1 protein-coding gene is annotated in these 369 nt (G+C 72.6%); it reads left to right on the top strand.

The annotated features are described in order from the left end of the window. Positions 1-238 (top strand): sigma-70 family RNA polymerase sigma factor (locus tag ACEN88_RS34670; RefSeq protein ID WP_413346941.1); only part of this gene is annotated, 238 nt, incomplete at its 5' end. Between the last annotated feature and the right edge of the window lie 131 nt (positions 239-369).

Here is a 369-nt window from a genome sequence, read left to right as displayed (position 1 = left end):
CATGACGGCGGGTCCGCACGGACAGGCGCAGCTCTCGCGCGACGCGCAGGCGCTGGCGCGTTGCATGGACACGCTCGCGGACCGCCAGCGCCAGGCGATCGGCATGGCGTACCTGCACGACCTGTCGTATTCGGAGGTGGCGGCGCGTCTCGCCCTGCCGCTCGGCACGGTCAAGACGTGGATCCGGCGCGGCCTCGACCGGCTGCGCGATTGCCTGTCCAGACGGGAGGCCGCATGAACATCCGCGACAACGCGCCGCTGCGCGACCGGCTCGCGGCCGAATACGCGCTCGGCACCTTGCGCGGCGGGGCGCGGCGCCACCTCCGAATACGACAGGTCGTGCAGGTACGCCATGCCGATCGCCTGGCG

Source organism: Massilia sp. CT11-108 (assembly GCF_047302915.1).
GTDB lineage: Bacteria > Pseudomonadota > Gammaproteobacteria > Burkholderiales > Burkholderiaceae_D > Telluria > Telluria orientalis.
Note: the sequence above shows the minus strand (reverse complement) of the source record. Positions and strands in the feature narration are given on the sequence as shown.